Origin of the sequence: Streptomyces sp. ATCC 21386 (genome assembly GCF_018728545.1) — a bacterium.
Taxonomy (GTDB): Bacteria; Actinomycetota; Actinomycetes; order Streptomycetales; family Streptomycetaceae; genus Streptomyces.
Window position 1 is genome coordinate 1415257 of sequence record NZ_JAAVVL010000001.1, and the last position, 26083, is coordinate 1441339.

Here is a 26083-nt window from a genome sequence, read left to right on the forward strand (position 1 = left end):
CGAGCATGGCGGCCATGAAGCCGCGGACGGGCGATGGCCCGCTCGAGGTGACCAAGGAGGGGCGGGGCATCGTCATGCGCGTTCCGCTCGAAGGCGGCGGTCGGCTCGTCGTCGAGCTGACCCCTGACGAGGCCGACGCCCTCGGTGATGCCCTCAAGAAGGTCGTCGGCTGACGCGCGTAGCGACCATACCCTTTCAGTCGCCCCGGCACCGCCTCTCGGCGGTGCCGGGGCGCTGTCGTACCGGGGGAGTGCTCGGGGGTCGGCCGGGTTGTGGGGAGCCGCTCAGCGCTTGACCGCGCACAGCAGGCCGTCGCCCACCGGGAGCAGGGACGGCACGAGTTCGGAGCTCTCCCGGACCGTGCGCAACAGCTCCCGCAGGCGTATGACCTCGGTGGGCTGCGGATTGGAGTCCACCGTCCGGCCACTGGCGAAGACACCCTCGAACGCCACCAGGCCACCGGGCCTGAGCAGACGCAACGATTCAGCGAGGTAGTCGAGGCTCTCCAGCCGGTCGCCGTCGCAGAAGACCAGGTCGTACCCGGAGTCCGCGAGCCGGGGCAGCACGTCCAGGGCGTGCCCCGGGATGAAGCGCGCGCGGTTGCTGGCGAAGCCTGACGCGCGGAACGCCTGCCGGGCGAACTGCTGGTGCTCCGGCTCCGGATCCACGGTGGTCAGCACCCCGTCGGGCCGCATGCCGTGCAGCAGATGGATCCCGGAGACACCGGTCCCGGTACCGATCTCCGCCACGGCCTTCGCGTCCACGGTGGCGGCGAGCACCCGCAGCGCGGCGCCCGTGCCGGGCGACACCGAGCGCAGCCCTGCCTCCCGGGCCCGTTCCCGGGCCCAGCGCAGCGCGTCGTCCTCGGCGACAAAGGCGTCGGCGAACGCCCAGCTCGTCAGCCGGTTGCCGGTAATGACCCTCTCCTTATGTCCCCGTGGTTGCCTGGGCGTGACTGTATCCGTTGCCGTCGGGAACCTGCTGATGGGACCGGTCGTTTAAAGGGATGAGTGAGTGACGGGGGCCGGACGGGGGGCACGGGATGGATCGATCCGACGAGCAGGGGCGCACATCGACGCGGCTGCTGACCAAGCCCGACGGGCCGCGTCAGCCGGACGAGCCACAGCGGCGCACAGCAATTTCTTATAAAACCGCTTATCCGGAGCTAACGGGCGAGGTGGCTATGGTAGGGGCTCCACTGGACACCACCAGAGCCGACAGGGGAGGTGCGGCTGCGCCTGTGGATCGGGGAGGAGTGCTGCGGCGCTTTCTCGGATCGGCAGGTAGGCCGAAATCCGTGAACGACACCGCTGACCACAGCCACGCCGACGCTCCCGCCTCGGGCGGAGCACAGACCGCGACCTTCACCACGGACGCGCACGCACAGGCGTGGACTCCGCCCACCTGGGAGGAGATCGTCAGCACCCACAGCGGCCGCGTGTACCGGCTCGCCTACCGTCTGACCGGCAACCAGCACGACGCCGAGGATCTCACCCAGGAGGTCTTCGTCCGCGTCTTCCGCTCCCTTTCGACCTACACGCCCGGCACCTTCGAGGGCTGGCTGCACCGCATCACCACCAACCTCTTCCTGGACATGGTCCGGCGCAAGCAGCGCATCCGCTTCGACGCCCTCGGGGACGACGCGGCCGAGCGCCTGCCCAGCCGCGAACCCACCCCGCAGCAGATCTTCAACGACGCGCACTTCGACGCCGACGTCCAGCAGGCCCTCGACACCCTGGCACCCGAGTTCCGCGCCGCCGTCGTCCTCTGCGACATCGAAGGACTGTCGTACGAGGAGATCGCCGCGACCCTCGGCGTCAAGCTCGGCACGGTCCGCTCCCGGATCCACCGCGGCCGCTCCCAGCTCCGCAAAGCCCTCGCGCACCGCTCCCCGGAGGCCCGGGCCGAGCAGCGCCGCGGGTTCGCGGTGCCCCGGGTGGCCGTGCTGGGAGGAGGGGGCGCGACCGCGTGAGTGGATCCCGTCCTACGCCTGCCGAGCAGCACCTGGGAGACCGTCTCTCCGCCCTGGTCGACGGAGAGCTCGGTCATGAGGCGCGAGACCGCGTCCTGGCACATCTCGCCACCTGCGCGAAGTGCAAATCGGAGGCGGACGAACAGCGCCGCCTGAAGAACGTCTTCGCGGAGGCCGCTCCGCCGCCTCCCTCCGAGAGCTTCCTCGCCCGTCTCCAGATGCTGCCCGCGGGCGGCGACGGCGACGGTGGCTCACCGCTGTCCGGCGGCTTCGGCGGAAGACTCGGAGGTACGGCCGGTGGCCGGGGCCTGCCCGGCGACCCCTCCGACTCCCGGGACTTCGCCGGCTTCGGGGTCTTCGGCTCGGGAGAGTCCTTCGGGTACGTCCCGTCGGGACCACACGGCGGCGCGCTGACGCCGTCGGAAGGCCGCGGACTGCTCGGCGGCGGCCGAGGAGCGTCCGGCGGCCGTGGGCTCCTCGGTGACCTCGGCTTCCTGAGCGGCCGCGGCTTCCTCGGCGACCGGGGGGCCCTGGGCGACCGTGGCTTCATGGGTGGCGGACGCGGCCTCTCAGGCGGCGCGGACGACCGCCCGGGCCGCGCGGAGAGAACCGGCGGCGACAGGGACGGCGGAAGCGACGGAAAGGGCACGGGCGACCGTGGCTTTCGCATCCACGACGTGAGCCGGCAGGAGGCCGAGCGTTCGGCCTCACGCGGCATGCGGTTCGCCTTCGTGGCGGCGGGCGCGGTGTCGCTGGCCGCGATCGCCCTCGGCGGCGTGACCAACGGGATGCCCGTCGAGACGGCCGACGCCCGCGGCGCCTCCGGCACCGGCAGCAATGTCACCCCGTTGCGGACGCAGGCCTCCGGCACGGTTCCGACGCCCGAGGCACAGCGCCGCCGGGGCACCGTCGGGCCGCTCCTCGGACAGGGCCAGCAGTCCCTGGGGCAGGTGCCCGTCGCCCCGACGGAGATCTCCGCGCCCCTGCTGCCCGGCGTCCCCGCTCCGGCCGGCCAGGACCGCCGGTCCGTACACCCGCTGACCGCACCCGTGTTGGCCGGTGCCGCCGTCATGTCACCGCTCATACGTCCGCTCACCGCCGCGCCGCCCTTGCAGCTGACCGACTGGTCGCCGGCCCCCGAACTGACGGGTCCTGGCCTGCTGACGGCCCCCGACACCACCTCGTCCCCCACACCCACCTCGCCCGTCCTCCGCTGACCCCGAGTTCTGCGCACCGGCCCGCGAACCTGGTTGAATCCAGAGTGGGCCGTGCCCGCTCGGGCCGGTTCCGGCCCGCGGCGCTCGGTGAACGGTGGGCGGCGGGCCGGTCCTTGGGACAGGCCCTAGGTGTGGGGAGAACATGAACGAGGGGAAGCCCACGAAGGCGAAGTGGTGGAGCCGCCCCCGAGCGCACGGCGCGGGGGCCGAGACGGCGGGGGACCACATCGGGCCGACGGCGAACGCGGCTCGGGAGGAAAACCCCGAGGGCGACTTCGAGTTGGAACGCCCAGTGACGGCGGTGACGGCAACGGCCGTCGTCGGGCCCGACGCCCGGACCGAGGCCGAGGCCGAGGCCGATTCCGACTTCGAACTGGCCCGTCCGGCGGTCGAGACCCCGCTCGGTGCCGCCCCCACGTCGACCGCGCTCGCCTCCGGTGACACGGACGGCGACTTCGAACTGGAACGACCGACCGGGACGGGCGTGGGGCGCGACGCGGAGGCCGGCGCGGTGAGCGACGCGGAGGCCGGCACGAACTCGCCGAACGGGCGGGGCGGTCCGGTGGCCGAGCCCGGCGGTGCGTCGGTCGAGGCCGACCGCACCGGCGGTGCCGTGGCCGATGCCGGTGCCGCGAGTACGGCCTCCGACACCCCCGGGTCCTCTGCCGCGGCCGCCTCCGCGACCACGGTCGTGGGCGTCACCGTCGGCGCCGACGCCCGGCCGTCGGGTGAGCAAGGTGCCCTGAGCGCCCCTGACGCGCCCTCTGAGCGCCCCAAACCGCTGCACGCCCCGGATCCCTACGGCACCCCGCCGTACGGCGAGCCTGGCCCCTGGGCGCCCGCTCCGCCGGTCCAGCACCCGGCGACGGCTCCCGCTTCCGCGACGGCTCCCGCTTCCGCGACGGCTCCCGCTTCCGCGACGGCTCCCGCTTCCGCGACGGCATCCGCCCCCACCTCGGACGTCCGGCCGACGCCACCGGCCCACGGCACCGCCGTACCGGCGACCGCTCCGCAGTCGACGCCGGCGGCACCGCAGGCCGCGGCGGCCTCGTACGCGGAGGCGCCCGCGCCGGTCGCAGCCGCTCCCGTCCCGGACGTGGCCCAGTCGGCCGCGACGCCCTTCCCCGACAGCTCCCCGCCTCCCGGGGCCTCCTACGCGTATCCCTCCCAGCCGGGCCCGCCGCCCTTCGGCGACCCGGCGCGGACGGTGCCGCCTCCCTACGCGGGCGGGGCTCAAGCCGCGCAGCCTTCGCACGGAGCCGGAGGCCAGCACCCCCCGGGCGCCTACGCCGATCCCGCGAAGTCGCCGCAGGCCGCGCCGCACAGCTCGCGTGGGCCCTGGCAGAACTACGACCCGTGGGCAGGGTCGGGGTCGCTGCAGCAGAACGGGGCCCCGGTGGACGACGTCGCGCGGCGGCGCAGGCGCAGGGGCAGGACGCTGCTGGTCGGGGCCCTGCTGATCGCCGTCGTGGCCGGTGGTGTCGGCGGAGTCGTCGGCGCGTACCTGGAGCGCAACGGCGGGGTCGGGGCGATCGAGCTGCCGCAGACCAGCGACGGGGTGACGGGCCGGGCGCCCGACAGCGTCGCCGGGATCGCCGCCAGCGCGCTGCCCAGCGTCGTGACCCTGCACGTGAGCGGGGAGAGCGCACAGGGCACCGGCACCGGCTTCGTCCTGGACGAACGCGGTCACATCCTCACCAACAATCACGTCGTCGACCCCGCCGGAGCCGACGGCGACATATCGGTGACCTTCAGCGGCGGCGAGACCGCCAAGGCCACCATCGTCGGCCGGGACACCGGCTACGACCTGGCCGTGGTCAGGGTCTCCGGCGTCAGCGGGCTCAAGCCGCTGCCCCTCGGCAACTCGGAGGAGGTCCGGGTCGGCGACCCGGTCGTCGCCATCGGCGCCCCCTTCGACCTGGCCAACACCGTCACCTCCGGCATCATCAGCGCCAAGGAGCGGCCCATCACGGCCGGCGGCGAGAGCGGGAACGTCAGCGATGTGTCGTACGTGGACGCGCTGCAGACCGACGCGCCGATAAACCCCGGCAACTCCGGAGGCCCGCTCCTCGACGGCAAGGCCCGCGTGATCGGCATCAACAGCGCCATCCGCTCCGCCGGCAGCGGCTCCGAGTCGGACGGCGGGCAGGCCGGTTCCATCGGCCTGGGCTTCGCGATACCCATCAACCAGGGCAAGCGCGTCGCCGAAGAGCTGATCAACACCGGCAAGGCCACGCATCCGGTGATCGGGGTCACCCTCGACATGGACTACTCGGGTGACGGCGCCCGTATCGGTGACGGGGGCGACGGCGGTGGTTCGGGGGTGACCTCGGGCGGTCCCGCCGACCGGGCGGGGATGCGCTCGGGCGACGTCATCACCGAGGTCGACGGCCAGCGTGTCCACTCCGGTGACGAACTGATCGTCAAGGTCCGCGCCCACCGGCCCGGCGACCGTCTGGAGCTCACGCTGCTGCGGGACGGCAGGGAGCGGACGGTCACCCTCACCCTCGGCTCGTCCGGCGGCGACTGACGCCTCGCGGCGGTCATGACGTCCGCGCCGGGGCGGGGCTCACTGACAGCAACTTCACACGAGGGGCCCCGCACCCTCTCCCGTCAGGCAAACAGCTGGGAAAACCCGTCGTTCGGGCGTGGTCGCAGGCCGCCCGAAGGTACCGGATCGACGGCATCGCCGGGTACCGTGGATCCGGCCCGGACCACGGAAGACCTGCCGAGGCCCGCGGATCGGGACCGAGGACATCGCAAGGAGCTTCAGGTGTTCAATGACATAGGTGCGCTCGAGGTGGTGACGCTCGTCGTCCTCGCCGTGCTCGTCTTCGGACCGGACAAGCTCCCGAAGGTGATCCAGGACGTCACGCGGACCATCCGCAAGATCCGCGAGTTCTCGGACAGCGCCAAGGCGGACATCCGCAACGAACTCGGGCCGGAGTTCAAGGACTTCGAGTTCGAGGACCTCAACCCCAAGACGTTCATCCGCAAGCAGCTGGACAACGACGAACTGGGGCTGAAGGAGATCCGCAACGGCTTCGACCTGAAGAAGGAGATGGCCGAGCTCACGGACGCGGTCCACGGCCGCGAGGCGGAGTCCTCCTCGTCCGCGTCCTCCGCGGACTCCTCCGGTGCTGTTTCCGCAGGTGCGACCGGCGGCTCCGTCGACATGACGAAGAAGCGCGAGATCGAAGAGCGTCCGCCGTACGACATGGACGCCACCTGAGCCGTACGCCGGTGTGCCGCCGCGCTCCCCTACGTGATGCGATTCATACCGTCACGCCCCCTCGTACGGCCTTGAACCCGCCAGTACGCCGTCCTACGCGCCGGGCGCTTTCCCTGCTGCTCGGAGAGCTGTGGCTATGCTGCCCAGTTGTTGTGCGGACCGTACGAAGAGCGAGCGACGACGCCCGAGGGGGGCGGGCCGCTCCGGTCCGTCGAGAGCGAGGAGGCGTCCGGGCACATGGAGACGACGAGTCGGGTAGGCGCGCAGGCGTCGGTCGCGGAGGGCGGACAACAGCTCTCCTCCGGCCGACGCGCGGTCGACGGCTACCTGCTGGCGCCCTTCCCTTGGTACGGCCTCGACGAGGCCTTCACGGGACCGCGCTGGCTGATGCAGGTCGGAACGTCGGCGGAAGGAGCCGTCGAACACGGTTCGATCGGCCACGGTGACGAGCCCTCGGTGCGCAACGAGTACACCGCCGGTTCGGACGACGAGGTCAAGGAGCGGTTCGCGGTCGTGGTGACCGTCGCGGAGAACCCCTCACGCAGGAGCGCCGACGGTACGGGGCTGCTGGAGGCCACGTCGGTCTCCTCGGCGGCCTGGCTCGCGGGCGTGGGGCTGTTGTCCTTCACCTGGCCCGGCCAGTTGGACCACTCCCTGCGGGACGACTGGCTGGACCAGCAGACCGAGGCCGCGTGGGTGTTGGCCGACGATCTCGCCGGGCCCGACTGGTCGACCCTGTCCCTGCCGGTGGACGGGGTGCCGACGCCGTTCCACTACCGCGAGTCCGAGTTCGGGTGGGTGCTCGCGGGGTCGACCTCGCAAGGGGTGCACGTGGGGGCGTACGGGCGGGGGATGAGCGCGTACGGTCTCGGCTTCGCCGGGATCAAGGACATCGAGGCGTACGCGTAGCTTCGAGGGGCACCGCTGGGTTGTGCTGCGGTGCCCCCTCGACGCCGCTGGGGCTCAGATGGTTCGGGGAGTGCGGGTGCGTCGTGGCTTGTCGCGCAGTTCCCCGCGCCCCTTCAGGTGCGGCCCCTGGCTCCGGCAGGCGCCCAGGAAGCCTTGGAACCGGCCTAGAACTTGTTCCTCGGGGTGATTCCCAGGCTCATGCCCGACAGGCCCCTCTGGCGGCCGCCCAGCTTGCCCGCGATCGCTCGCAGGGCCGAGCCCGCGGGGGAGTCGGGGTCGGTCAGGACCACCGGCTTGCCGTCGTCGCCGCCCTCGCGGAGGCGGACGTCGATGGGGATGGAGCCGAGGACCGGGACCGTGGCGCCGGTGGTGCGGGTGAGGCCGTCGGCGACGGTCTGGCCGCCGCCCGTGCCGAACACGTCGACCATCTCGTCGCAGTGCGGGCAGGGCAGGCCCGACATGTTCTCGATGACGCCGACGATCTTCTGGTGGGTCTGCACGGCGATGGAGCCGGCGCGCTCGGCGACCTCGGCCGCCGCCTGCTGCGGGGTCGTCACGACGATGATCTCGGCGTTCGGGACCAGCTGCGCCACCGAGATGGCGATGTCGCCCGTGCCCGGCGGGAGGTCGAGGAGGAGCACGTCCAGGTCGCCCCAGTACACGTCCGCGAGGAACTGCTGGAGGGCGCGGTGGAGCATCGGGCCACGCCAGACCACGGGGGTGTTGCCCGGGGTGAACATGCCGATCGAGATGACCTTCACGCCGTTCGCGGACGGCGGCATGATCATGTTCTCGACCTGGGTGGGACTGCCGTCGGCACCCAGCATGCGGGGCACGGAGTGGCCGTAGATGTCCGCGTCGACGACACCGACCTTGAGGCCGTCGGCCGCCATGGCCGTCGCCAGGTTCACCGTCACCGAGGACTTGCCGACGCCGCCCTTGCCGGAGGCGACGGCGTACACGCGCGTCAGCGAGCCCGGCTTGGCGAAGGGGACCTCGCGCTCGGCCTGGCCGCCGCGCAGCGCGCCCGCCAGTTCCTTGCGCTGTTCGTCGCTCATCACATCGAGTTCGACGTCGACGCGTGTGACGCCCTCGACCTGTGCGACCGCCTCGGTCACGCGCTGGGTGATCGTGTCGCGCATGGGGCAGCCGGAGACCGTCAGGTACACGGCGACCGCGACCGCTCCGTCCTCGCCGATCTCGACCGACTTGACCATCCCGAGTTCGGTGATGGGGCGGTTGATCTCGGGGTCGTTCACCGTCGACAGTGCTTCGCGCACCGCGTCTACCGTAGCCATGAAGACGATGGTACGGCGCGGCACGGGGCCCCTGGGAGCCCTGTCAGCGGTCGCCCATGTCACGTCCGCGGGGGTGTTCCGGCGGGAATACCGTCCGGTTCGCACGCGGGCCCTCACCGTCGTGCTCGTGCAGCTCCCTGACCAGGTCGTGGAGCTCCGAGCGCAGCCAGTCGCGGGTGGCGACCTCGCCGAGGCCGATGCGCAGTGCGGCGATCTCCCTGGTCAGGTACTCGGTGTCGGCGATCGACCGCTCGTTCTGCTTGCGGTCCTGTTCGAGGTTGACGCGGTCGCGGTCGTCCTGACGGTTCTGCGCGAGCAGGATCAGCGGGGCCGCGTAGGAGGCCTGGAGGGAGAGCATCAGGGTGAGGAAGATGAAGGGGTAGTTGTCGAACCGCAGGTCGCGCGGGGCGGAGACGTTCCAGACCACCCACAGGATGATGACGACAGTCATCCAGACGATGAACCGTCCGGTGCCCAGGAACCGTGCGATCCGCTCCGACAGCCGTCCGAAGGCCTCCGGGTCCCACTCCGGCAGGAACCTGGCCCGGCGGCGCAGCGGCTGGTCGAGACGCGTACGGGGGCGCGCGGTGGCCCCGGAGGGCGTGCGCTCCCTCAGGGGCCCCCCGGAGTGCGCCGTCCGCTCCCGTTGTCCCGCGCCGGAGTGCGCCCGCTCGCGCCCCGCGTGCCGGCCGTCCCGTCCGTCCCGCCCCTCATGGCCTCCGGGGCGCCCGTCCCGCCGCTCCCGTCCCTCGCGCCCGTCCCGGTCAGGAGCCATCGTCGGCCCCCTGCTCGTCCCCGTCGCCGTCGTCCTCGTACAGGTGGAACTCCGTCTCCCGCCAGTCCTCGGGAAGCATGTGGTCCAGTACGTCGTCGACGGTCACCGCGCCCAGCAACGAACCGCTCTCGTCGACCACGGGGGCCGCCACCATGTCGTACGTCGCGAAGAACCCGGCGACGGCGCGCAGCGCGGCCTCCGGGTCCAGCGGCTGGAGATCGTCGTCGAGGAGCGAACTGACCAGGGTGTACGGCGGATCCCGCAGCAGCCGCTGGAAGTGGACCGTGCCGAGGTACTTGCCGGTGGGGGTCTCGTCCGGCGGCCGGCACACGTACACCTGGGCGGCGAGCGCGGGGGAGAGGTCGGCGTTGCGGACCCTCGCGAGCGCGTCGGCGACGGTCGCGTCCGGGCGCAGCACGATCGGCTCCGTGGTCATCAGACCGCCGGCGGTCTTCTCCTCGTACGCCATGAGCCGCCGCACGTCCGCCGCGTCGTCCGGCTGCATCAGGGTCAGCAGTCGTTCCTGCTCCTCCTCCGGGAGTTCGGCGAGGAGGTCGGCGGCGTCGTCCGGGTCCATGGCCTCCAGGACGTCGGCCGCGCGCTCCTCCTTGAGCTTGCCGAGGATCTCGATCTGGTCGTCCTCGGGCAGTTCTTCCAGGACGTCGGCGAGCCGGTCGTCGTCGAGGGCGGCGGCCACCTCGGCCCGGCGTTTGGGGGAGAGGTGGTGCAGCACGTTCGCCAGGTCGGCCGGGCGGAGCTGTTCGAAGGTCGCGAGGAGGTTCTCGGCGCCCTGCCCGTGCTCCTCCAGGGAGAAGCCGGTGACCGCCGACCACTCCACGGTCACGGTCTCACCTTTGTGCCGGCGGAACGCCCCGCCCTTGCCCTTGCGGACGAAGACCCGGTCGATCTCCCAGTCCCGGCGGGCCGGCAGCTGCTGCACGGAGATGTCGAGGACCGTCACCTCCTCGCCGGTCTCGACGAGGGTCACTCGCCGGTCCAGCAGTTCCCCGATGACGAGGCGCTCGGTGGGGCGCTGCTCGAAGCGGCGCACGTTCAGCACGCCGGTGGTGATGACCTGGCCCGACTCGATGCCGGTCACCCGGGTCATGGGCAGGAAGATCCGGCGCCGGGTGGACAGTTCGACGACCAGGCCGAGCAGGCGCGGGGGCTTGCGGCCCACCCGCAAGATGGCCACCAGATCCCGGACGCGGCCCACCTGGTCGCCGTTCGGGTCGAAGACGGCGACGCCGGAGAGGTGGGAGACGAAGATCCGGGCCGCCACCGCCGCCATGAGCCGCCCCTTTCCTTCCCGTCGAGAGGGGAATGTCCGCCGAGGACGGCTTCAGGCTAGCCCGTCCCGATCGGATATGCCCTGGTGAGCGGTGCGGACGGACTGGCTCCGTGGTGGGTCGGGAGCCCCGGTACTCTGCGGTACGCCTGGACTCCCCACGAAGAGGTGCATCGCCTGTGACTGTGATTCCCCGTACCCGAAGGGCCGCACTGGTGAGCGCCGTCTGCACCCTGGTGGTCGGGGGGCTGGGGCTCACGGGGTGCAGCGAGGACCCCAACGAGGGCACCAACGGGGTCGGCAGGCTGGAGCCGGCGAAGATCCAGAGCAAGACCAAGGCGGCGGCCACGGCGGCGGACACGGTCCGGCTGTCCGGGGCCGTGGTGAGCAACGGCAGAACCTACAAGCTGGACATGCGCCTGAAGGAGGACGGCGGCACGGGTTCGGTGACGTCCGAGGGCTCCACGTTCCGGCTGCTGAAGGTGGGCGAGCACCTCTTCCTCAAGGCCGACGCGGACTTCTGGGACCACCAGGACTCCGGTGAGCACGGTGGCGAGGGGGACTCCGAGACGGCCGCCGCGGACAAGCTGGACGGCATGTATGTGAAGGTGCCGACCGGTGACCCCGCCTACAAGCGGTTCAGCGGCTTCACCGACAAGGACGTCCTCCTCAACAGCCTGCTCACCCTGCACGGCACGCTGTCCACCGAGGGTCACCACGAGCAGTCCGGCACCCGCACCATCCGCATCACCGGTGACAAGGGCTCCGGCGGGACTCTCGATGTCTCCCTCGAAGGCACCCCCTACCCCCTCCGCCTCGTCCGCGCCGGCGACGCCGGCACCATCCTCCTCACCGACTGGGGCAAGGACTTCACCCTGGAGGAACCGGACGAAAAGTCGGTGGTCGACTACGGCAAACAACTGCCGACGTCATAGCGGCGGACGGGACGGCCTGCCGGGGCGTGCCGCGCGGGCTCCGCGGGGCGTGCCGCGCGGCCTCCGGTGGGCGCGCGGCGGGGCGAGCGGTGGTCTCGCGGCGAGGCGGGCGGTGTCGCGCGGAGCGGGGGTGTACCTCGCGGGTGGTGTGGGCGGGGGCGAGCCGCAGGGCTGGGGCGCGCCGCGTTCTTCGCGCCTGGCCGCCGTCCAGGGGATGCGCCGCCTCTCGCCGGTGCCGAGCGGGGCGCGCCCCGGGCAGGGCCGGGCTCAGCGGTCGCGTCTGCGGCGGCCGAAGAGCAGGCGTGGGACCGCGGCCGGAATCGGCTGTCGTGTGGTCGCCGGTGTGGTCACCGGTGGCTGCGCCAGGTCACCGTCGGGCAGGGGCAGGGTCGCCCCCGTCGGCTCCAGGCGCACCACCCGGCACTCGCGGGCCCAACGGGCCGGCATGGCCTCGCCGTCGGGGGCGTTGAGGCGTTTGCCCTTGAGCTCGGCCACGGCGGACGCCCACGCGGGAGAGTCCGGGGCCAGTTCGACGACGTCCGCCGCCCAGCTGACCAACCGCCCGCCCTTGTCCTTGCTGCGCACGGTCACCACGGCCGACCCCCCGTCGGCCAGCCCGGGCAACGGCTGCTCACCCGGTCCGTCGCCCACCACACACGCCGCACCCTCGTGCCAGACGTGCCACAACGCCCGGGACACCTCACCACCCCGGACCCAGATCAGCCCGGACTTCTTGGTGGCCTCTTCGACGAGGGCCTGTTCGAGCAGCGCGTCGGAGGTCGGCGCATCGGCGGGGAGCGAACCGGCTGTCATGGGGGCAGCCTAACCGTGCCTCACAGCCACCCGTTGCGCTTCAGCGTCCGGTGGATGCCGAGGCAGAGCGCGACCGTGACCCCGAGGACCACCGGGTAGCCGTACTTCCAGTGCGTCTCCGGCATGTAGTCGAAGTTCATGCCGTACACACCGCACACCATCGTCGGCACGGCGATGATGGCCGCCCAGGACGTGATCTTGCGCATGTCCTCGTTCTGCGCGACGGAGGCCTGCGCCAGGTTCGCCTGGAGGATCGAGTTGAGCAGCTCGTCGAAGCCGACGACCTGTTCCTGGACCCGGGCGAGGTGGTCGGCCACGTCACGGAAGTACTTCTGGATGTCCGGGTCGATCAGCCGCATCGGCCGCTCGCTCAGCAGCTGCATGGGCCGCACCAGAGGCAGCACCGCGCGCTTGAACTCCATGACCTCGCGCTTGAGTTGGTAGATCCGGCCGGCGTCGGTGCCCCGGGGGGTGCCTTTGCGCCCGGGGGAGAACACCTCCGTCTCCACCTCGTCGATGTCGTCCTGCACGGCGTCCGCGACCGCCACGTACCCGTCGACGACATGGTCGGCGATGGCGTGCAGCACGGCCGACGGCCCCTTGGCCAGCAACTCCGGGTCGTCCTGCAGCCGGTGACGCAGCGCCCGCAACGAACCCTGCCCGCCGTGCCGCACCGTGATGAAGAAGTCCCGCCCGGTGAAGCACATGACCTCGCCGGACTCCACGACCTCGCTGGTGGCGGTGAGTTCGTCGTGCTCGATGTAGTGGATGGTCTTGAAGACGGTGAAGAGGGTGTCGTCGTACCGCTCCAGCTTGGGCCGCTGGTGCGCGTGCACCGCGTCCTCCACGGCCAGCGGGTGCAGCCCGAACTCGGCCGCGATACCGGAGAATTCGGCCTCCGACGGCTCGTGCAGGCCGATCCAGACGAAGCCGCCGTCACGGCGGACCTGACGGATCGCCTCGTGCGGTGTCAGGTTGCGCTCGAACGAGACGCGCGCGCCGTCGCGGTACACGGCGCAGTCCACGACGGCCGTGGCGGCCTCCGCCGGGCGCGTGGCGTCGTACACCCCGCCGTCCTTGCGCAGCGACAGCCGCGAGGGACGGGACGGGCGGACCGCGGCACGCAGGTTGTGGATCATCGACATGAGCTGGCTCCTTCGCAACGAAAGGCCGCCGACGACGGTTGGAACTACCCGGAATGGGGACGTTTTGACTGCGGATGTTTGGCACGTCCACAAAGCGGGGAGCACCGCACCGTCGCGGTGACAGCTTCGCTTGATTCAGATCAAGACGGGAAAGAAGTGCTCTTCCGATGCGCGACGACCGGCGAGCGGCACGAAGCGAGTGAGGCGATAGCCGAGGGAGCGAGAACTACGGCTACGGCCGGAGCTACGGAACTCGAACAGCGGAAGAGCGGGTGGTACTGCCAGGTCGACTTCGGTCCATCGCAGCCCCACCTCCTCCGGCCGGTCCCTCGTAAGGGACGTTCCATACCCCGTCCGGGGTTCCCCGTAGGGGAGTCAGTCTTCTCGGTACGGGACGCGAAGGCGTGAGAAGCCTTGAGAGCGAGGCTTCTGCGTGCTGCCCGCGTGCTGTCCCGACCGGCGGCCAAGACTAACAGTCGGCTGAAGTGTCAAGGCGCCTGTTTGCCGGTTCCTGACGAGTTCTATGCTCGGCTCATGGCTGATGTTCTTCCGTTGGTGGAGGCCCGTTTGCGCACCGCGCTGGGCGAACCGGACGCGCGCGCCGCGGTCACCTTCCTCGGCACGGACCGCATCGAGGTGCTCCGTTTCACCGACGGCGACATCGTCCGCTACGCCACGCTCGGCATGTCCGCCCAGCCGATGGCCGACCCCACCGCGGCCCTCGCCGACCCCGTCAAGGGCCCCCGCGCCGAACTCGTCCTCTCCGTGCGGCGCGGCGTCGCCGACACCGACAAGGTGCTGCGCCCGCTCGCCGTCCTCGCCGCGTCTCCGCAGGTGGAGGGCGTGGTCGTGGCCCCCGGCGCGTCCCTCGACGTGGGTGATCCGCTCTGGCCCGGCGCCCCCTTCACCTCCGTGCTCGTCGCCGAGTCCGGCGGCCTGGTCGAGGACCTCGAGCTCGACGCCCCCGCCGACCCCGTACGGTTCCTGCCCCTCCTGCCGATGACCGCCAACGAGGCCGCCTGGAAGCGGGTGCACGGCGCCGAGGCCCTCCAGGAGCGCTGGCTCACCCAGGGAACCGACCTCCGTGACCCGGTGCGCAAGTCCGTCTCCCTGGGCTGAACGGCCGCCCGACGCGGCTTCCCCGTGTGACGGACGGCACGCCATACGTGACCGGTGGTCGCTCGGCAGGTGGCTGAAAACCACCGCTTCCCTTGGCGGCGTGGGTAGTTGATTCCGTTGGTCGGTCCGACGGGCCGGCAGGTGGCCGCGGACCGGCGTTCGTGCGCGGAACGTGCGCGGAATGTGACGCGCACACGCCGGACGGGTGATCGTCCTTGACGCGAGGAAGCACGGGGAGGACCGTTGGGCCCTATGAGGGGCGAACCCAGTTGCCCGAAGTGTGGTGGCCGGGTCAGGGCTCCCGGCCTCTTTGCCGACTCCTGGCAGTGCGCCGCGCACGGGACGGTGCACCCGCTGCAGCCCGTGATCCCGCCCAGCGTCGAGGCCCTCAGCGTCGTGGTGCACCGTGCCAAGGTGCCGGTCTGGATGCCCTGGCCGCTGCCGGTGGGCTGGCTCTTCACGGGTGCCGCCTTCGCGGGGGACGACCGCAGCGGCGGACGCGCCACAGCCGTGGCCTGCTCCGGTCCCGGACCGCTCGGCGGTGTCGGGGAGCTCGTCCTCATCGCGGAGGAGCTCGGCGTCGGCCTCGGTGCGCGGTACGCGGGCATCGACGGTCCCGATCCCGGTCCGTATCTGAGTGTCGAGAAACCACCCCAGGCGAAAGTGCTGGCCGCCGGACGGCCGACACCGCTGTGGCACGTCACCGGCACGCCGGACGACCGCGCGGTCTTCGCGGGCGAGGCGCTCGGGCTGTGGCTGTGGGCGATCGTGTGGCCCGAACAGACGGGACTGCTGATGTACGACGAACTCGTCCTGACGGATCTGCGGGACGCGGGCGCGGAGGTGGAACTCCTGCCGTGCGGAGCCCTCTCCCCACGCATCCTGGAGCCGTAGGGGCGCCTGATGGGGAGGGGCGGGGCAGAGAAGTCGGGCCGCCCCGGCGCCACCCCTGTAGGGGTCACTACCCGCTTTCGGGTGTGACAGGGCTAGCCCGAAAGGGCGTTATCCTTGAGCGTCCGCTTCCCTTCCCCGCGCCCTGGAGTCCGAGTCGTGCGTATCGATCTGCACTGCCACTCCACGGCCTCCGACGGTACGGACACCCCCGCTGAGCTGGTACGGAAGGCGGGCGCTGCCGGTCTGGACGTCGTCGCGCTGACCGACCACGACACCACGCGCGGGCACGCCGAGGCGATCGCCGCGCTGCCCGAAGGGCTCACCCTGGTCACCGGCGCCGAGCTGTCGTGCCGACTGGACGGCGTCAGCATGCACATGCTGGCCTACCTGTTCGATCCCGAGGAGCCCGATCTGCTCGCCGAGCGCGAGCTGGTCCGGGACGACCGGGTCCCGCGTGCCCGCGGGATGGTCGCCAAGCTGAACGAGCTGGGCGTGCCGGTGACCTGGGACCAGGTCGCCCGGATCGCCGCCGGCGGTTCCGTGGGACGGCCCCACGTGGCCACCGCGCTCGTCGAACTCGGCGTCGTGGCGACCGTGAGCGACGCCTTCACGGAGCAGTGGCTCGCCGACGGCGGCCGCGCCTACGTCGAGAAGCACGAGACGGACCCCTTCGAGGCGATCCGGCTGATCAAGGGCGCCGGCGGTGTCGCCGTCTTCGCCCACCCCGCCGCCGTCAAACGAGGTCGGACCGTGCCGGAGTCCGCCATCGCCGAGCTCGCCGCCGCCGGACTCGACGGCATCGAGGTCGACCACATGGAGCACGACCCGGCGACCCGGGCACGGCTGCGCGGCCTGGCGAAGGAGCTGGGGCTGCTCGCCACCGGTTCCTCGGACTACCACGGCAGCCGCAAGACCTGCGTGCTCGGCGAGTATACGACCGACCCCGAGGTGTACGGCGAGATCACGCGGCGGGCCACCGGAGCGTTCCCCGTCCCGGGGACCGGCGGGAACTAGCCGGTCCCTCGCTCGTGCGGCACCTGGACGCCAGGTGCCCGCGCCTCACCTCTTCCGCCGTGCCGAACGTTTGCCCCCAGTGGGTGAGCGGCGCGGTCGCCGATGCCTGCCAAGGCCACCCCTCGTTCGTCCTCCTCCTTCCCGCAAGGCACACCCGTGTTCGATCTCGCCGTATTCGGCTCCCTCTTCCTCACTCTCTTCGTGATCATGGATCCCCCCGGGATCACACCGATCTTCCTCGGTCTCACCGCCGGGCGGCCCGCCCGAACCCAGAAGCGGATGGCCCTCCAGGCCGTCTGTGTGGCCGGTGGCGTGATCGCCGTCTTCGGGTTGCTGGGGCACCAGATCCTGGACTATCTGCATGTCTCCGTGCCGGCGCTGATGATCGCGGGCGGGCTGCTGCTTCTGCTGATCGCGCTCGATCTGCTCACTGGCAAGACGGACGAACCGAAGCAGACCAAGGACGTCAACGTCGCGCTCGTGCCGCTGGGGATGCCGCTGCTGGCCGGACCGGGTGCGATCGTCTCGGTGATCCTTGCGGTGCAGAAGGCGGACGGCCTGGCCGGTCAGATGTCCGTGTGGGCCGCGATCCTGGCGATCCACATCGTGCTGTGGCTCACGATGCGGTACTCGCTGCTGATCATCCGGGTCATCAAGGACGGTGGTGTGGTCCTCGTGACCCGCCTCGCCGGCATGATGCTCTCCGCGATCGCCGTGCAGCAGATCATCAACGGCGTCACCCAGGTCGTACAGGCTTCCTAGTGGTCGGCCCAATAGAGCGCCCCGTACGGCATGTGCCGTACGGGGCGCTGAAGTGTGAACGGATCCGCGTCCTACGAGGCGGTCACGTCGGCCGGTCGGATCCAGAGTCGCTGCCCGATGGCGGCGGCGTGCTGCACGATCCGGTTGACGGAGGCGGCGTCCACGACGGTGCTGTCCACGGGCGTGCCGCTGACATCGTCGAGTCGCAGAATTTCGAAGCGCAAGGGCTTCTCCCTTCGTCTGGTCATCCTCCTGAGGAGAACTACTGGTGGTGGCTCGCGGGTCGTCGGTGCCCGTGTTCCATCAGGAGTCAACAGTATGCGTGTTACGAACATTCCCTACGCTAAGGAAATTTTTCGAGAAGCTAATTACTAACCGGTAAGTGGTCTGGTGGTGTGTCTACCAGGAAGCAAGAAGACTGATAGGGACCGGTTGTGTTCGCAGCGTGACCGCCGGGACAATGGCAGTGATGAACGACGACCTCACGGCGCTCGGCGCCCGCATCGACCGTACGAACGAGCTGCTGCACCGCATGCTCGCCGAGGTGGCGAAGACACCCTCGACACACGCGATCTTCGTCGATGCCGGGTACCTGTACGCGGCCGTGGGCCGGCTCGTCGCGGGGACGGAGGACCGGCGGTCCTTCGATCTGGACGCGGAAGGGCTCATCGACGCGCTGATCGACAAGGCGCGCACGATCTTCGCGGACAGCCGGCTGCTGCGGGTCTACTGGTACGACGGGGCGCGCCGCCGCATCCATACGGCGGAACAGCAGTCGATCGCCGAGCTGCCCGACGTGAAGGTCCGGCTCGGGAATCTGAACGCGAACAACCAGCAGAAGGGTGTCGACTCCCTGATCCGCACCGACCTGGAATCACTCGCCCGGCACCGCGCGATCAGCGACGCGGCCCTCCTCGGCGGCGACGAGGACCTGGTCTCGGCGGTCGAGGCCGCGCAGGGGTACGGGGCGCGGGTCCACCTCTGGGGAATCGAGGCGCCCGAGGGCCGCAACCAGGCCGAGCCGCTGCTCTGGGAGGTGGACAGTCAGCGGACCTTCGACCTCGACTTCTTCAAGCCGTACGTGTCGCGGCGGGCCGCATCCACCTTCGACGCACCCACCGGGGCCCGCCCCAGCCGTGAGGACGTCCGCTTCGTCGGCGCTCAGATCGCCGCGAAGTGGCTCGCCTCCCGGGGCCGGGAGGCCTTGCAGGAGCTGCTGCACGGCCACCCGTACCTCCCCGGCTCCGTCGACCAGGACCTGCTCGTCGAGGCGGAGGGCCTGCTCCAGTATTCGCTGCGAGGGCAGGCGGACCTGAGACGGGCGCTGCGAGACGGCTTCTGGGAGCACCTGCGGGCGCAGTACTGAGAAGTCGGGCTGCCCCGGACGGACGGCCCGGCGGTCCGGCCGGTGCTCAGCTGGTGATCCGGTCCCAGAAACCGCTGAGGGCGTCGGCCGTGGCCTTCGGCTGGTCGGTGTTGGGGGAGTGCTCGGCGCCGCGGACGACGGTGCGGTGGGCGCGCAGCCGTACGGCCATGTCGTCGAGGACCGGGATCGGCCAGGTGTCGTCGCGTTCACCGGAGAGGACGTGCTTGGGCATGTTCACGGCGGCGAGTTCGGCGACCCGGTCGGGTTCCGCGCAGAGTTGCCGTCCCGTGGCGATGAGCTGGGCGGGTTTGGTGGCGAGCCAGCGGCGGCGCAGATCGGCGCGGTCGTCCAGCCCCGCGTCGAGGGCGCCCGTGTCGGCCTCCTCGGGCTCGGGTGCCTCCATCGCCTGGATGGCGTCCCACACCTGCGCCATGTCCATCACGGCCAGGGCGTCCCGCAACAGCTTCACGCGCTCCTGCTGGCCGACCGAGATCCGGGCGGGGCCCGAGGCCATCAGGGTGAGCGAGGCGAAGGGGGAGGAGTCCATCAGCACGGCGGCACGGGAGATCTGCCCGCCGAGCGAGTGACCGACGAGATGCAGTCGGCCGCCGTCGCTCACGGCCCGCGCCTGGGCGAGCAGGTCCTTGGCCAACTCCACCTGCGCGTACGGTGCTTCGTCGACCTCGGCTCCCGGGCTCTCGTACTGCCCGCGCCCGTCCACGGCGACCGTGCGGTACCCGGCCGCCGCCAGGGGCTCATGCAGCGCGATGAAGTCCTCCTTGCTCCCCGTGAACCCCGGCACGAGCAACACGCTCCCCTTCACCGCCACGCCCGCCTCGATCACGGCGAACTCCCCACGGGGAGTACGCAGACGGTGGGCGCGGGCGCCGGGGGGCGGGGTGAAGGAGGGGGGACGGCTCATGGGGGGAGCGTAACGGTCCACCAGGGCGCGGCGGGGTTGGGTTGGGCGCGTGGTCGAGCGCGGGTGGGTGGGGGCTGCTCGCGCAGTTCCCCGCGCCTCTGAGGGATTCGGGCCCTGCGGGCCTGGGGCGCAGCCCCCGCTTTTCAGGGGCGCGGGGAACTGCGCGACCAGCCCCCACCGGACGTCTGGGGGGCAAAGGGGCGCAGCCCCTTGGCGGGAGGGACGGGCAGGGGCGGCGAGGGCGAGAAACCCCCTGGAACGGCCGAAGGCCCGGCCCCCCTCAGGGGAACCGGACCTTCACACGAGACAAGACGGCCTCAGCCCTCCGTGCCCTCCACCGCGGCCACAGCCTTCCGCGTGCGTCGCCGCGGAGCGGGAGCCTCGGCCCCCGCCTCCTCGGCAGCAGCCGAAGCCACCGCCTTCCGCGTGCGACGCGGCTTGGTCGCCTGCTCCTCCGTCGGCTGCGCGGGAACCGCCCCCTCAGCCGTCGCCACGGTCTTGCGGGTGCGGCGGCGCGGCTTGGTCACGGCCTCGGCGGTGTCCACGGCGGCCTCGGCGGCGCTGTCCGCCGCCTCGACGACCGGCTCGGCGGTCTTGCGGGTCCGTCGGCGGGGCTTGGCCGGTGCCTCCTCGGCGGCGGCTTCCTCGCTCACGACCTCGGCGGGCGCGGCGACCTTGCGCGTACGGCGGCGCGGCTTGGTCACCGCCTCGGCGGCCGGCTCGACGCCGTCCGCCCCCTCGGCCGTGTCGACCGCGGCATCGGCGGCAGGAGCCACGACGGCGGCCGCCGCCTTGCGGGTCCGACGACGGGGCGCCGCGGCCGGAGCCTCGACCACCGCCTCCTCGGCGACAGCCTCGACCACGCTCTCGGCAGCCTCCGCCACGGTCTTGCGGGTGCGGCGGCGCGGCTTGGTCACGGCCTCGGCGGTGTCCACGGCGGCCTCGGCGGCGCTGTCCGCCGCCTCGACGACCGGCTCGGCGGTCTTGCGGGTCCGTCGGCGGGGCTTGGCCGGTGCCTCCTCGGCGGCGGCTTCCTCGCTCACGACCTCGGCGGGCGCGGCGACCTTGCGCGTACGGCGGCGCGGCTTGGTCACCGCCTCGGCGGCCGGCTCGACGACCGGCTCCGGCTCCACGACGGCCGTGCCCTCAGCCGTGTCCAGCGACGCCTCCGCGCCGGGCGCGGCCTCGGCCACCGGAGTGGCGGCTGCCTCCACCGACTTGCGCGTACGACGGCGGCGCGGCTTGGGAGCCTCCTCCACCGACTCGGCGGGCGCGCCCGCGACGGTGTCGACCACGGCCTCCGCCGACTCGGCCGGCGCGCTCTCGACGGTTTCGATCACGGCCTCGGCAGCGGGGTTCACCCCGGCACGCGTGCGGCGGCGACGGCGCGGCGTTCGAGGCTCGGACGCACCGTCGTCGCTGTCCGGCGTCCGCGTGGCCGACGGCTCGGTGACCGCGGCGGCCTCCGGGGACGCCCCGTCGACGGTGGCACCACCACGCGTGCGACGGCGGCGGCGCGGCGTACGCGCCGGGCGCTCCCGCTCCCGCTCACGGTCGGCGGACGACGGGCCGGAGGAGCGGCCGGCGCGACCGCGCGGACCACGCCCGCCCGGCTCGCCCAGGTCCTCCAGCTCCTCCGCGTCCAGTCCGGCGCGGGTGCGCTCGGAACGCGGGAGGACACCCTTCGTGCCCGCGGGGATGCTCAGTTCCTCGAAGAGGTGCGGGGACGTGGAGTACGTCTCCGGCGGGTCGTTGAACCCGAGGTCCAGCGCCTTGTTGATGAGCTGCCAGCGCGGGATGTCGTCCCAGTCGACGAGGGTGATCGCGATGCCCTTGGCGCCCGCGCGGCCCGTACGGCCGATGCGGTGCAGGTACGTCTTCTCGTCCTCGGGGGACTGGTAGTTGATGACGTGGGTGACACCCTCGACGTCGATGCCGCGCGCGGCGACGTCGGTGCAGACGAGGACGTCCACCTTGCCGTTGCGGAAGGCGCGCAGCGCCTGCTCGCGGGCGCCCTGGCCGAGGTCGCCGTGGACCGCGCCGGAGGCGAAGCCCCGCTGCTTGAGCTGGTCGGCGAGATCGGCGGCCGTGCGCTTGGTGCGGCAGAAGACCATGGCCAGTCCCCGGCCGTCGGCCTGCAGTATGCGCGCGACCAGTTCGGGCTTGTCCATGTTGTGCGCGCGGTAGATGTGCTGCGAGGTGTTGCGGACCGTCGCGCCCTCGTCGTCCGGGGCCGTGGCACGGATGTGCGTCGGCTGGGACATGTACCGGCGGGCGAGGCCGATGACCGCGCCCGGCATGGTCGCCGAGAACAGCATGGTCTGGCGGCGGGCCGGCAGCATGTTGATGATCTTCTCGACGTCGGGCAGGAAGCCCAGGTCGAGCATCTCGTCGGCCTCGTCGAGGACCAGGCACTTGACGTTCTTGAGGTTCAGCTTCTTCTGGCCCGCGAGGTCGAGGAGGCGCCCCGGAGTGCCGATGACGACGTCGACGCCCTTCTTGAGGGCCTCGACCTGGGGCTCGTACGCGCGGCCGCCGTAGATCGCGGTGACGCGGACGTTGCGCACCTTGCCGGCGGTCAGCAGGTCGTTGGTGACCTGGGTGCACAGCTCGCGCGTGGGGACGACGACGAGCGCCTGCGGCGAGTCGACGAGGTCCTCGGGCTTGGCGCGGCCGGCCTCGACGTCGGCGGGGACGACGACGCGCTCGAGGAGGGGAAGACCGAAGCCCAGCGTCTTGCCGGTGCCGGTCTTGGCCTGGCCGATGACGTCGGTGCCGGAGAGGGCGACCGGGAGCGTCATCTCCTGGATGGGGAAGGGGTTGATGATACCGACGGCCTCAAGGGCCTCGGCCGTCTCGGGAAAGATGCCGAGATCTCGGAAAGTCGTAGTCAGGGTGCTGCCTCTTCTGTGTACGCGGTGTGAGGCGAGCGCGGGGGTCGTGTCGGACCGTGCCGGGGACGTCGGCCACCGCACGGCGGGCCGTGTGGCACGGGACCTCTGCCGACGCTCTAGCGCTCATACCGCTGAGGGGTTCCCTCCGGACGCCGTACGCGGAGTGCCGTACGGAAAAAGGAGGGCTGTCGGGTCGGAGCCGATCGGGCCACCGACCGGGCATCCTCATGCGTGCGGCCTGTCGAGGCACCGTCGAACTACGTTGCGGTACCAGCAGGCGCATTACCACCATACCTCGGAATCGCGCATATGCGATGGCCGATTTGGTCACGTAGTCGTCGTCACACTGAATGGCGCATGGAATGGCGCACGGAATGACCGGGCCCTTCCGCCTTGCGCGGAGCGGGCTATTGTGCGCTGCATGACCACGTCTGACAAGCCTGAGAACGCCAGCGGCGGCGAGTCCGCCGACGCCGCCGACACCACGGAGGTCACCGGGATCGCCGCCCAGGACTGGGAGCGCGCCTCCGCCGACCCGCAGTACCGCGCCGCGGTGGTGGACCTGCTGGGCGCGCTGGCGTACGGGGAGCTGGCGGCGTTCGAACGGCTCGCGGAGGACGCGAAGCTGGCGCCGACCCTCGTCGACAAGGCGGAGCTGGCGAAGATGGCGGCGGCCGAGTTCCACCACTTCGAGAGGCTCGCCGGCCGCCTCACCGAGATCGGGGAGGAGCCGACGCGTGCCATGGAGCCGTTCGTCGACGCGCTCGACGGCTTCCACAAGCAGACCGCGCCCTCGGACTGGCTGGAGGGGCTCGTCAAGGCCTACGTCGGCGACTCGATCGCCAGTGACTTCTACCGGGAGGTCGCCGCGCACCTCGACTCGGACACGCGCTCGCTCGTGCTCGCGGTGCTCGACGACACGGGGCACGCCGGTTTCGCCGTGGAGAAGGTGCGGGCGGCGATCGACGAGGACCCGCGGGTGGGCGGTCGACTGGCGCTGTGGGCGCGGAGGTTGATGGGGGAGGCGCTGTCGCAGTCGCAGCGGGTGGTGGCCGACCGGGACGCCCTGTCCACGATGCTCGTGGGCGGCGTGGCCGACGGGTTCGATCTCGCCGAGGTGGGGCGGATGTTCTCGCGGATCACCGAGGCGCACACCAAGCGGATGGCCGCGCTGGGCCTGGCCGCGTAAGGGCCTGGCCGCCGTGGGCCTAGCCGCCGTGGGGCGAGCTGTCGTCCGGCGGGTGCGGGTGCTTCGTGGCTGGTCGCGCAGTTCCCCGCGCCCCCGGACGGGGCTTGGCCCCTAGCGGTGGCTCCTCACGCCGTCGCCGAGCTGCTGTGTCGAAAGCGCTCCGTCGGGCGGAGCAGCAGGGAGAGGGAGGCCGCCGCGACGACCAGGGCGCCGGTGAGGACCAGCAGGTAGTTGGCCGAGCCGAGCGCCGTGTGCGTCAGGAAGGCGCCGAAGAGACCGCCCGCGGTGCCCGTCGGCAGGACCAGGGCGCGGGACGGCAGACGGTGCGGCAGACGGTAGACGGCGGCGCAGGCGAGGGCGAAGCCGAGAAGTGCGGATCCGAGTGCTTCCAAGAACATGATCGGGTTCCCTCCCGCACGGCCTGGCCTGGGCAAATCGGTCGTAGCCGGTACTACCCGCGAGGCATGGGACGCAATCATCGTCCGTGGACGAGATGTGGCCGGCCTGTGCGGCGCGCCCCGTGGTGGCCATGGTGCGCGGGCGTGCGGAGGGGCCCGGTGGTTTCACACCACCGGGCCCCTCCGTACGCCTCTTGTGCTGGTGACTACAGCGCGCTGAAGCCCACCTTGCGGACGGTCGGCTCGCCGATGTCGACGTAAGCGAGACGGTCGGCCGGGATCAGCACCTTGCGGCCGTGCTCGTCCGTGAGGCTCAGCAGCGCCGACTTGCCGGCCAGCGCCTCGGCAACCGCACGCTCGACCTCCTCGGCACTCTGACCGCTCTCCAGAACGATCTCGCGGGGCGCGTGCTGCACGCCGATCTTGACCTCCACGGCTATGTCCCTCCGACGGTCAGTGAAATGCGCGGGCTTCCGCGCCGTACGCAGCACACATTAGCCCGGTGAGGGGACGTACACGCTCCGCCTGAGAACGCCAGGAGCGAACAGGGGGCGGGAACAAATACCCGGACCAGGTGTGTGCGGCCCGCCCGCCGGCCCGTGGGGTCAGTGCTGGTCGATGCCGTGCAGGGGGAAGCCCGCGATGCCGCGCCAGGCCAGCGAGGCCAGCAGCTGGACCGCCTGCTCGCGCGGGACACTGCGGTCGCTGTGCAGCCAGGACCGCGCCACCACCTGGGAGAGGCCGCCCAGACCCGAGGCGAGAAGCATCGACTCCGCGCGGGAGAGACCGGTGTCCTCCGCGATGACGTCGCAGATGGCCTCGGCGCACTCGTTGGTGACCTTGTCGACGCGCTCGCGCACGGCGGGCTCGTTCGTCAGGTCGGACTCGAAGACCAGCCGGAACGCGCCGCCCTCGTCCTCGACGTACGCGAAATAGGCGTCCATCGTCGCCCGGACCCGCTGCTTGTTGTCCGTCGTCGACGCCAGCGCGCCACGCACGGCCTGGATCAGCGACTCGCAGTGCTGGTCCAGCAGGGCCAGGTAGAGGTCGAGCTTGCCGGGGAAGTGCTGGTAGAGCACCGGCTTGCTGACTCCGGCGCGCTCGGCGATGTCGTCCATCGCGGCCGAGTGATAGCCCTGGGCCACGAAGACTTCCTGGGCAGCGCCCAGCAACTGGTTCCGTCGGGCTCGGCGCGGCAGGCGTGTGCCCCGCGGGCGCGCCGCCTCTGTCTGCTCGATGGCTGTCACGCCGCCTCCCAAGATCGTCCACATGCGGTGTGCGCCGCGCCGCCATCGTACTTTTCGGTAACCCGGCTGTGCGCGGTGCGAGCGCAGAATTTCACGGACCGGACAGCCGGGAAAGTGCCGCCAACCACGTCAAACAGGGACAGGGCGGGCAGAAGGAAGCCCTTTCTCGTCACCGGTCGTCGTCCCTGGTGGGGGCCGGGTTACCGGTAGTCGTCCTCGTCCAGGGAGACCACGCGGGCCTGTTCCGCCAGATCGGCCTCGTTGGCCGCGTCCGGGTCGACGTCGGTCAGCGGGTCGTCCCGGTGCTGGGCGATGTCGGTGTGCTGCTCGGCGGCATCGGCCTCGGGGGCCTCCACATCGTCGAACTCCACGTCGTCCTCCTCGACGAAGGTGTCGGGATCGGTCGGGTCTACGGCCATCGTGGGTTCCCCTTCCTGCTGCTGCCCTGGTGCCGCCGGAACGTCCCGACGACGGCGGGGGCCACGTACGGGTGCCCTCATCGCGAGACCGGATGCGCTGTCACGGGCCTGCCTTGCGGCGGCTCGCGAGCCTGGTCGTCCGTGCTGCCCGCGGGCCTGTTCGTGAGAGCGCTTGCGAGCCCGTCCCCGGGCACGCTCCGAGCAGTTCGCGAGCGCGTTTGCGAGCACGTCTCCGAGCCTAGGAGACAGGTCATCGCGGCGCTACGCGGTCGATC

26 protein-coding genes are annotated in these 26083 nt (G+C 71.6%); 13 read left to right on the forward strand and 13 right to left on the reverse strand.

Annotated features, from left to right (window positions below; genetic code table 11):
• Positions 1 to 5: 5 nt before the first annotated feature.
• Positions 6 to 173 carry a DUF3117 domain-containing protein gene (locus GWK25_RS06225; RefSeq protein ID WP_003966491.1) on the forward strand — a complete coding sequence of 56 codons (168 nt, stop codon included), beginning with the start codon at positions 6 to 8 and terminating at the stop codon, positions 171 to 173.
• A gap of 111 nt (positions 174 to 284) precedes the next feature.
• On the opposite strand, the gene GWK25_RS06230 is transcribed toward GWK25_RS06225, so the two are convergent.
• The gene (locus tag GWK25_RS06230; RefSeq protein WP_308010964.1) at positions 285 to 986 is read right to left on the reverse strand and encodes an O-methyltransferase; all 702 of its coding nucleotides are present in this window, start codon (positions 984 to 986) and stop codon (positions 285 to 287) included.
• Between the two features lie 269 nt (positions 987 to 1255).
• Here GWK25_RS06230 and sigE point away from each other — a divergent pair, with 269 nt between their 5' ends.
• The 5 genes from sigE to GWK25_RS06255 all read left to right on the forward strand — a co-directional run bounded on the left by sigE (position 1256) and on the right by GWK25_RS06255 (position 7330).
• Positions 1256 to 1972 carry an RNA polymerase sigma factor SigE gene (gene sigE, locus GWK25_RS06235; protein ID WP_215457232.1) on the forward strand — a complete coding sequence of 239 codons (717 nt, stop codon included), beginning with the start codon at positions 1256 to 1258 and terminating at the stop codon, positions 1970 to 1972.
• Positions 1969 to 3189, forward strand: a complete 1221-nt coding sequence (locus GWK25_RS06240; protein WP_215448856.1) for an anti-sigma factor — start codon at positions 1969 to 1971, stop codon at positions 3187 to 3189. The genes sigE and GWK25_RS06240 overlap by 4 nt, the downstream gene beginning before the upstream one ends.
• Before the next feature lie 691 nt (positions 3190 to 3880).
• Positions 3881 to 5719 (forward strand): trypsin-like peptidase domain-containing protein, encoded by a 1839-nt coding sequence (locus tag GWK25_RS06245; protein WP_374200688.1) that lies wholly within the window; start codon positions 3881 to 3883, stop codon positions 5717 to 5719.
• Between the two features lie 243 nt (positions 5720 to 5962).
• Complete coding sequence (locus GWK25_RS06250) at positions 5963 to 6421, forward strand: sec-independent translocase (RefSeq protein ID WP_215448857.1); 459 nt, start codon at positions 5963 to 5965, stop codon at positions 6419 to 6421.
• A 237-nt stretch (positions 6422 to 6658) separates the two neighbouring features.
• Positions 6659 to 7330 (forward strand): hypothetical protein, encoded by a 672-nt coding sequence (locus GWK25_RS06255; protein WP_215448858.1) that lies wholly within the window; start codon positions 6659 to 6661, stop codon positions 7328 to 7330.
• A 164-nt stretch (positions 7331 to 7494) separates the two neighbouring features.
• Here GWK25_RS06255 and GWK25_RS06260 read toward each other — a convergent pair whose 3' ends face one another.
• From GWK25_RS06260 to GWK25_RS06270, 3 genes are read right to left on the reverse strand one after another with little or no spacing between them, the layout of a single operon-like run.
• On the reverse strand, positions 7495 to 8628 hold the full coding sequence (locus tag GWK25_RS06260; protein WP_215448859.1) for an Mrp/NBP35 family ATP-binding protein: 1134 nt from the start codon (positions 8626 to 8628) through the stop codon (positions 7495 to 7497).
• Between the two features lie 43 nt (positions 8629 to 8671).
• Complete coding sequence (locus GWK25_RS06265) at positions 8672 to 9403, reverse strand: DUF1003 domain-containing protein (RefSeq protein WP_251828743.1); 732 nt, start codon at positions 9401 to 9403, stop codon at positions 8672 to 8674.
• Positions 9393 to 10694, reverse strand: coding sequence for a magnesium transporter MgtE N-terminal domain-containing protein (locus GWK25_RS06270; protein ID WP_215448860.1), 1302 nt, complete (start codon positions 10692 to 10694; stop codon positions 9393 to 9395). Before GWK25_RS06270 ends, GWK25_RS06265 begins: the two co-directional genes overlap by 11 nt.
• A 176-nt stretch (positions 10695 to 10870) precedes the next feature.
• Between GWK25_RS06270 and GWK25_RS06275 the strand changes: the two genes are divergently transcribed.
• Positions 10871 to 11626, forward strand: a complete 756-nt coding sequence (locus tag GWK25_RS06275) for a hypothetical protein (RefSeq protein WP_215448861.1) — start codon at positions 10871 to 10873, stop codon at positions 11624 to 11626.
• A 267-nt stretch (positions 11627 to 11893) separates the two neighbouring features.
• Here the strand turns inward: GWK25_RS06275 and GWK25_RS06280 are convergent, their stop codons facing one another.
• Entirely contained in the window at positions 11894 to 12439 is a 546-nt protein-coding gene (locus GWK25_RS06280; RefSeq protein WP_215448862.1) for a hypothetical protein, read from the reverse strand.
• Between the two features lie 20 nt (positions 12440 to 12459).
• A complete protein-coding gene (locus tag GWK25_RS06285; RefSeq protein WP_215448863.1) occupies positions 12460 to 13584 on the reverse strand; it encodes a magnesium and cobalt transport protein CorA in 1125 nt (374 codons plus the stop codon).
• A gap of 534 nt (positions 13585 to 14118) precedes the next feature.
• Between GWK25_RS06285 and GWK25_RS06290 the strand changes: the two genes are divergently transcribed.
• From GWK25_RS06290 to GWK25_RS06305, 4 genes are all read left to right on the forward strand, one after another.
• Positions 14119 to 14703 (forward strand): suppressor of fused domain protein, encoded by a 585-nt coding sequence (locus GWK25_RS06290; RefSeq protein ID WP_215448864.1) that lies wholly within the window; start codon positions 14119 to 14121, stop codon positions 14701 to 14703.
• A gap of 252 nt (positions 14704 to 14955) precedes the next feature.
• Positions 14956 to 15597, forward strand: coding sequence for a DUF6758 family protein (locus GWK25_RS06295; protein ID WP_033525501.1), 642 nt, complete (start codon positions 14956 to 14958; stop codon positions 15595 to 15597).
• A 156-nt stretch (positions 15598 to 15753) separates the two neighbouring features.
• Positions 15754 to 16611, forward strand: coding sequence for a PHP domain-containing protein (locus GWK25_RS06300; protein WP_215448865.1), 858 nt, complete (start codon positions 15754 to 15756; stop codon positions 16609 to 16611).
• 156 nt (positions 16612 to 16767) lie between these two features.
• Positions 16768 to 17373, forward strand: a complete 606-nt coding sequence (locus GWK25_RS06305; RefSeq protein ID WP_215448866.1) for a MarC family protein — start codon at positions 16768 to 16770, stop codon at positions 17371 to 17373.
• A 71-nt stretch (positions 17374 to 17444) separates the two neighbouring features.
• On the opposite strand, the gene GWK25_RS06310 is transcribed toward GWK25_RS06305, so the two are convergent.
• The gene (locus GWK25_RS06310) at positions 17445 to 17597 is read right to left on the reverse strand and encodes a hypothetical protein (protein ID WP_215448867.1); all 153 of its coding nucleotides are present in this window, start codon (positions 17595 to 17597) and stop codon (positions 17445 to 17447) included.
• Positions 17598 to 17833: 236 nt separating this feature from the next.
• Between GWK25_RS06310 and GWK25_RS06315 the strand changes: the two genes are divergently transcribed.
• The gene (locus GWK25_RS06315) at positions 17834 to 18739 is read left to right on the forward strand and encodes an NYN domain-containing protein (RefSeq protein WP_215457235.1); all 906 of its coding nucleotides are present in this window, start codon (positions 17834 to 17836) and stop codon (positions 18737 to 18739) included.
• A gap of 46 nt (positions 18740 to 18785) precedes the next feature.
• On the opposite strand, the gene GWK25_RS06320 is transcribed toward GWK25_RS06315, so the two are convergent.
• Both GWK25_RS06320 and GWK25_RS06325 read right to left on the reverse strand, forming a co-directional pair.
• A complete protein-coding gene (locus tag GWK25_RS06320; RefSeq protein WP_215448868.1) occupies positions 18786 to 19661 on the reverse strand; it encodes an alpha/beta fold hydrolase in 876 nt (291 codons plus the stop codon).
• Positions 19662 to 19978: 317 nt separating this feature from the next.
• Positions 19979 to 22462, reverse strand: a complete 2484-nt coding sequence (locus GWK25_RS06325) for a DEAD/DEAH box helicase (RefSeq protein ID WP_251828746.1) — start codon at positions 22460 to 22462, stop codon at positions 19979 to 19981.
• A 505-nt stretch (positions 22463 to 22967) separates the two neighbouring features.
• Between GWK25_RS06325 and GWK25_RS06330 the strand changes: the two genes are divergently transcribed.
• On the forward strand, positions 22968 to 23744 hold the full coding sequence (locus GWK25_RS06330; protein WP_184899153.1) for a ferritin-like fold-containing protein: 777 nt from the start codon (positions 22968 to 22970) through the stop codon (positions 23742 to 23744).
• A gap of 125 nt (positions 23745 to 23869) precedes the next feature.
• Here GWK25_RS06330 and GWK25_RS06335 read toward each other — a convergent pair whose 3' ends face one another.
• The 4 genes from GWK25_RS06335 to GWK25_RS06350 all read right to left on the reverse strand — a co-directional run bounded on the left by GWK25_RS06335 (position 23870) and on the right by GWK25_RS06350 (position 25808).
• Positions 23870 to 24142, reverse strand: coding sequence for a hypothetical protein (locus tag GWK25_RS06335; RefSeq protein ID WP_215448870.1), 273 nt, complete (start codon positions 24140 to 24142; stop codon positions 23870 to 23872).
• Positions 24143 to 24348: 206 nt separating this feature from the next.
• Positions 24349 to 24576 (reverse strand): DUF3107 domain-containing protein, encoded by a 228-nt coding sequence (locus GWK25_RS06340; RefSeq protein ID WP_009293559.1) that lies wholly within the window; start codon positions 24574 to 24576, stop codon positions 24349 to 24351.
• A 171-nt stretch (positions 24577 to 24747) separates the two neighbouring features.
• A complete protein-coding gene (locus GWK25_RS06345; RefSeq protein ID WP_152171547.1) occupies positions 24748 to 25389 on the reverse strand; it encodes a TetR/AcrR family transcriptional regulator in 642 nt (213 codons plus the stop codon).
• A 200-nt stretch (positions 25390 to 25589) separates the two neighbouring features.
• Positions 25590 to 25808 carry a hypothetical protein gene (locus tag GWK25_RS06350; RefSeq protein WP_215448871.1) on the reverse strand — a complete coding sequence of 73 codons (219 nt, stop codon included), beginning with the start codon at positions 25806 to 25808 and terminating at the stop codon, positions 25590 to 25592.
• Positions 25809 to 26083 lie beyond the last annotated feature (275 nt).

Excerpts from the sequence above, each read along its gene's own strand:
- GWK25_RS06285 (WP_215448863.1), bottom strand. The coding sequence starts at position 13,584 with ATGTCGATGATCCACAACCTGCGTGCCGCGGTCCGCCCGTCCCGTCCC.
- GWK25_RS06260 (WP_215448859.1), bottom strand. The coding sequence starts at position 8,628 with ATGGCTACGGTAGACGCGGTGCGCGAAGCACTGTCGACGGTGAACGAC.
- GWK25_RS06325 (WP_251828746.1), bottom strand. The coding sequence starts at position 22,462 with ATGACGCTCCCGGTCGCCCTCTCCGGCACCGACGTCATCGGCCAGGCC.
- GWK25_RS06315 (WP_215457235.1), top strand. The coding sequence starts at position 17,834 with ATGGCAGTGATGAACGACGACCTCACGGCGCTCGGCGCCCGCATCGAC.
- GWK25_RS06295 (WP_033525501.1), top strand. The coding sequence starts at position 14,956 with ATGAGGGGCGAACCCAGTTGCCCGAAGTGTGGTGGCCGGGTCAGGGCT.
- GWK25_RS06280 (WP_215448862.1), bottom strand. The coding sequence starts at position 12,439 with ATGACAGCCGGTTCGCTCCCCGCCGATGCGCCGACCTCCGACGCGCTG.
- GWK25_RS06270 (WP_215448860.1), bottom strand. The coding sequence starts at position 10,694 with ATGGCGGCGGTGGCGGCCCGGATCTTCGTCTCCCACCTCTCCGGCGTC.
- GWK25_RS06290 (WP_215448864.1), top strand. The coding sequence starts at position 14,119 with ATGGCTGATGTTCTTCCGTTGGTGGAGGCCCGTTTGCGCACCGCGCTG.
- GWK25_RS06335 (WP_215448870.1), bottom strand. The coding sequence starts at position 24,142 with ATGTTCTTGGAAGCACTCGGATCCGCACTTCTCGGCTTCGCCCTCGCC.
- GWK25_RS06255 (WP_215448858.1), top strand. The coding sequence starts at position 6,659 with ATGGAGACGACGAGTCGGGTAGGCGCGCAGGCGTCGGTCGCGGAGGGC.
- GWK25_RS06225 (WP_003966491.1), top strand. The coding sequence starts at position 6 with ATGGCGGCCATGAAGCCGCGGACGGGCGATGGCCCGCTCGAGGTGACC.
- GWK25_RS06265 (WP_251828743.1), bottom strand. The coding sequence starts at position 9,403 with ATGGCTCCTGACCGGGACGGGCGCGAGGGACGGGAGCGGCGGGACGGG.
- GWK25_RS06320 (WP_215448868.1), bottom strand. The coding sequence starts at position 19,661 with ATGAGCCGTCCCCCCTCCTTCACCCCGCCCCCCGGCGCCCGCGCCCAC.
- GWK25_RS06350 (WP_215448871.1), bottom strand. The coding sequence starts at position 25,808 with ATGGCCGTAGACCCGACCGATCCCGACACCTTCGTCGAGGAGGACGAC.